The sequence below is a fragment of the Kitasatospora griseola genome (assembly GCF_014648555.1).
GTDB classification, from domain to species: Bacteria; Actinomycetota; Actinomycetes; order Streptomycetales; family Streptomycetaceae; genus Kitasatospora; species Kitasatospora griseola.
In genome coordinates this window covers 145,703-150,497 of the sequence record NZ_BMRI01000011.1, presented here as the reverse complement: position 1 = coordinate 150,497, position 4,795 = coordinate 145,703, and the positions used below count along the sequence as shown (strand labels likewise).

General features: G+C 73.9%; 4 protein-coding genes. 2 read left to right on the top strand and 2 right to left on the bottom strand.

The genetic code is table 11. The features are described 5' to 3' along the window. Both IEZ12_RS16660 and IEZ12_RS16655 read right to left on the bottom strand, forming a co-directional pair. Positions 1–223: hypothetical protein (locus tag IEZ12_RS16660; protein WP_189272729.1), on the bottom strand; the 223-nt coding region annotated here is incomplete at its 3' end. A 164-nt stretch (positions 224–387) separates the two neighbouring features. Continuing rightward, positions 388–1,575: a LolA family protein gene (locus IEZ12_RS16655; protein WP_189272728.1), complete on the bottom strand. Its 1,188-nt coding sequence runs from the start codon at positions 1,573–1,575 to the stop codon at positions 388–390. Between the two features lie 183 nt (positions 1,576–1,758). Between IEZ12_RS16655 and IEZ12_RS16650 the strand changes: the two genes are divergently transcribed. After that, entirely contained in the window at positions 1,759–4,347 is a 2,589-nt protein-coding gene (locus tag IEZ12_RS16650; protein WP_189272727.1) for a bifunctional FO biosynthesis protein CofGH, read from the top strand. A gap of 117 nt (positions 4,348–4,464) precedes the next feature. Beyond that, on the top strand, positions 4,465–4,795 hold a 331-nt coding region (locus IEZ12_RS38480; protein ID WP_229847599.1), incomplete at its 3' end, for an ADP-ribosylglycohydrolase family protein.

Here is a 4,795-nt window from a genome sequence, read left to right as displayed (position 1 = left end):
CGTCGCCGGTGACGAAGGTGACGTCCGGGGCGTGGCCCTTGAGCGCGGCGAGCAGCGCCTGCAGGCCGTTCCGGTCGGGGCCGGAGGTCCAGTCGCAGGTCACTTCGAGCAGCCCGGCGGGGTGGTTGCCGGAGCTGGCCTCGGCGGGCCCGCAGCGGGCGAGGGCGGTGGCGCAGGCGACCGCGATCCCGCCCAGCAGGACTGAACGGCGGCGGATCGGCACGGTACTCCCAGCGGGCGGACGGGCGGGCGAACAACGGACGAACGGTCCGCGGCGGCCCACCATCCCAGCGGTTCGGCCGAGCCCGCGTCAAGAGTCGTGCCGGGCCCGAACGACGACGCGGGGCCCCGGGAGACGTTCCCCGGGGCCCCGCGCACCGATCGTGGTTACTTCCCGGCGGCCGCGACCTGCTCCAGCGTCTCCGGGGTGACGGCGCCCACGTAGACCTTGCCGCTGTCGGTGATCAGGGCGTTGACGACGCGGGTGGACACCAGGGTGCCGCCCTTGACCTGGCGGCCGGTGAACTTGGCGATGCCCTTCGCGGCTTCCGCGCCCGTCTCGGCGTGGGCGACGGCCGTCCAGCCCTCGCCGATGACGCCGCCCTTGGCACCGTCCGCGCCGCCGCCGGTCGGCAGCGAGGGCAGGCCCGGGATCGACGGCATCGGGTTCTCGGCGAGCTTGCCCCCGGGCCGCTCGACCACCTTGGCGCCCTTGGGGACGCTGAACTGGAAGGTCTTGGCGTCCGGCTTGGCGTAGGACAGCGTGCCGAAGCGCACGTCGAACGCGGTCGCGCCGTCCACCGTGCGCAGTTGCACGGCCAGTGGCAAACCCTTCTCGGCGTCGATCGAGACCCGGATCTCCGCGACGGTCGAGCCGGCCTGCTTGGGCTTGATGCTGAGCTTGTAAGCGGCGTGCCCGGCGACCCGCTCGGTGCCGTCGACCGTCACCGAGGTGGTGCCGGCGGAGTGCTCCAGCAGCTGCTTGGCGATGTCCTGCGGGGTGACGGAGCCGATCCCCGCCTTCCCGTCCGGCCGGTGGCCGTCGGCGCCCGCGCCGGTCAGGTGCAGGGCCTGCTGGGAGCTGCGGTCGTACGCCCACACCTGGTCGCCGTTGTGGACCAGCTCGTAGCCGGACTTCTGGCTGGACAGGGTGAGCCGCTGGCGGTCCGGGCCGTCGGCGGCGATGGTCAGGGTGTGCGAGCCGCCGAGCAGTTCGACGGCCTTCAGCTGCGGGTCGGCGCTGCCGGTGTGCGCGCCGGCGCTGCGGGCGAGGTCGCCGATCGCGCCGGAGCCGGTGGCGGCGTCGGTCAGCGCCGTGGGCAGGCCCAGGTCGGCGTTGACCCGGACGGTGCCGGTGAAGGTGTCGGTGTTCGCCGACAGCGCCTTGGCGACCAGGTCCTGGGCGCTGATGGCGGGCAGCTTCGGGGCCTCGTCGCTGGCCAGTGCGGGCACCAGGCCGATGCCGGTGGCGACGGCGGCGGCGATCGCCACCGGCACGCCGTAACGGACGGCGGTGCGGCGCCGTCCGGCCCGAGTCGCCGTCAAGTCCTGTACTGCGGTGGATTCCTGGTCCACTGCGGCCCCCTTCCGAGCTTGTCTGCTGTCAGTGTCCATTGAAGCCCCGCGGCCCCGGACGGCGCGTCGCCCCGCGGCAGCAGATCGCGCTACGTCTCCCGTCGTATCCGGAGCATTGCGACCCTGAGAAGCCGTCAGGGTTCTGTACTCCCGCAGGCGTACGGCTCGCGTAGGGTCGGGCGCATGAGCCTCCAGCCTCCGGCGCCCGCAGCCTCGTACCCCACCCCGACCGCGATGCGGCGCGCGCTGCGCCGGGCCCGGGACGGGGTGGCGCTGGACGCGGCGGAGGCGGCGGTGCTGCTCCGGGCGCGCGGCGCGGACCTGGAGCAGCTGTGCGAGGTCGCCGGGCGGATCCGGGACGCCGGGCTGGAGCAGGCCGGCCGCCCGGGCGTCGTCACGTACTCGCGCAAGGTGTTCATTCCGCTGACCAGGCTGTGCAGGGACCGCTGCCACTACTGCACCTTCGTCACCGTGCCCGGCAAGCTCCGCAAGGACGGCCACGGCCTGTACCTGTCCCCGGACGAGGTGCTGGAGATCGCCCGCCGGGGCGCCGAACTGGGCTGCAAGGAAGCGCTGTTCACGCTCGGCGACCGCCCCGAGGACCGCTGGCCGGAGGCCCGCGAGTGGCTGGACGCGCACGGCTACGACGACACCCTGGCGTACGTCCGGGCGATGGCGGTGCGGGTGCTGGAGGAGACCGGGCTGCTGCCGCACCTGAACCCCGGCGTGCTGTCCTGGACGGACTTCCAGCGCCTCAAGCCGGTCGCCCCGTCGATGGGCATGATGCTGGAGACCACCGCCACCCGCCTGTGGTCGGAGCCCGGCGGCCCGCACCACGGCTCCCCGGACAAGGAGCCGGCGGTGCGGCTGCGGGTGCTGGAGGACGCCGGGCGCAGCGCCGTGCCGTTCACCACCGGGGTGCTGATCGGCATCGGCGAGACCCACCAGGAGCGGGCCGAGTCGCTGCTGGCGATCCGCAAGGTGGCCCGCGCCTACCAGGGCGTGCAGGAAGTGATCGTGCAGAACTTCCGGGCCAAGCCGGACACCGCGATGCGGGCCATGCCGGACGCCGAACTGTCCGAGCTGGCGGCCGCGGTGGCGGTGGCCCGGCTGGTGCTCGGCCCGGCCGCCCGGATCCAGGCCCCGCCGAACCTGGTGGACGCCGAGTTCGCGCTGCTGATCCGCGCCGGCATCGACGACTGGGGCGGCGTCTCGCCGCTGACGCCGGACCACGTCAACCCGGAACGCCCCTGGCCGCACATCGAAGAGTTGGCCGAACGGACCGCCGAGGCCGGGTTCACCCTGCGCGAGCGGTTGACGATCTACCCCGAGTACCTGAAGCGCGGCGAGCCGTGGCTCGACCCGCGCCTGCTGCCGCACGTGCGGGCGCTCGCCGACCCGGCCACCGGCCTGGCCGTCGAGGGCCGCCGCCCGGCCGGCCTGCCCTGGCAGGAGCCCGACGAGCCGATGACCGGCGGCGGCCGCACCGACCTGTTCCGCACCGTCGACACCGAGGGCCGCACCGGCGACCGCCGCTCCGACTTCGACGAGGTGTACGGCGACTGGGAGTCGCTGCGCGAGCAGGCCGCCGTCCCCGCCCCGCGCCGCCTGCCCGCCGACCTGCGGGCCGCGCTGTCCACCGCCGCCGACGACCCGACGAAGCTGACGGACGACCAGGCCCTCGCCCTGTTCCAGGCGGACGGCGACGCGCTGGACGCGCTCACCCGGATCGCCGACGAGCTGCGCCGCGACACCGTCGGCGAGGAGGTGACGTACTGCGTCACCCGGAACATCAACTTCACCAACGTCTGCTACACCGGCTGCCGGTTCTGCGCGTTCGCGCAGCGCCGCACCGACGCCGACGCGTACACCCTGTCGCTGGACCAGGTCGCCGAGCGGGCCGAGCAGGCCTGGGAGGTCGGCGCGACCGAGGTGTGCATGCAGGGCGGCATCCACCCGGACCTGCCGGGCACCGCCTACTTCGACATCGCCCGGGCCGTGAAGCAACGGGTGCCGGGCATCCACGTGCACGCGTTCTCGCCGATGGAGGTGGTCAACGGCGCCACCCGCACCGGGCTGTCGATCCGCGACTGGCTGGCCCGGGCCAAGGAGTCCGGCCTGGACTCGATCCCCGGCACCGCCGCGGAGATCCTCGACGACGAGGTGCGCTGGATCCTCACCAAGGGCAAGCTGCCCGCCGCGACCTGGGTGGAGGTGGTCACCGCCGCGCACGAACTGGGCCTGCGCTCCTCGTCCACCATGATGTACGGGCACGTCGACACCCCCCGGCACTGGCTGGGCCACCTGCGGCTGCTGGCCGAGATCCAGCAGCGCACCGGCGGGTTCACCGAGTTCGTCACCCTGCCGTTCGTGCACACCAACGCCCCCGTGTACCTGGCGGGCATCGCCCGGCCCGGCCCGACCGCGCGCGACAACCGGGCGGTCACGGCGATGGCCCGGCTGCTGCTGCACCCGCACATCCCCAACATCCAGACCAGCTGGGTGAAGCTCGGCGCGGAGGGTGCCGCCGAGATGCTCAGCAGCGGGGCCAACGACCTGGGCGGCACCCTGATGGAGGAGACCATCTCCCGGATGGCGGGCTCCGGTTGGGGCTCCTACAAGTCGGTCCGCGACCTGGAGGCGATCGCCGCACTGGCCGGCCGCCCCGCCCGCCAGCGCACCACCGACTACGGCGAGGTCCCCGCCGAACGCCGCGCGTCGGCCCTCGCCTCCGACGGACACCTGCCCCGGCTGCTGCCCGTGCTTGAGTAGCGGGCCCGCCCGGCGGCGGGCGGATGGATGTTCGGTGGAGCCCGGCGGTTTCGAGCGGGCCTTCGAATACAGTGCGTCTGCTGTCCGACGCCGCCGACCGAAAGGCCCCCATCCGTGATGCCCCTGTGGTCACGCGCCCAGCAGCAGGACTTCCGCAGCCGGGTGCGGGGCTGTCTGCTCGGCGGTGCGATCGGCGACGCCCTCGGCGCCGGCATCGAGTTCGAACAGCTGGAGCAGATCCGCACCGACCACGGCGAGATCGGCGTCACCGGCTACGTCCCCGCCTACGGGCGGCGCGGCGCCGTCACCGACGACACCCAGATGAGCCTGTTCACCGTCGACGGCCTGATCCGCGCCCACATCGGCCGCGACAGCGGCGCCTGGCACCCGCCGTCCGACGTGCACCGCGCCTACCTGCGCTGGTACGCCACCCAGCAGGACTGGGGCC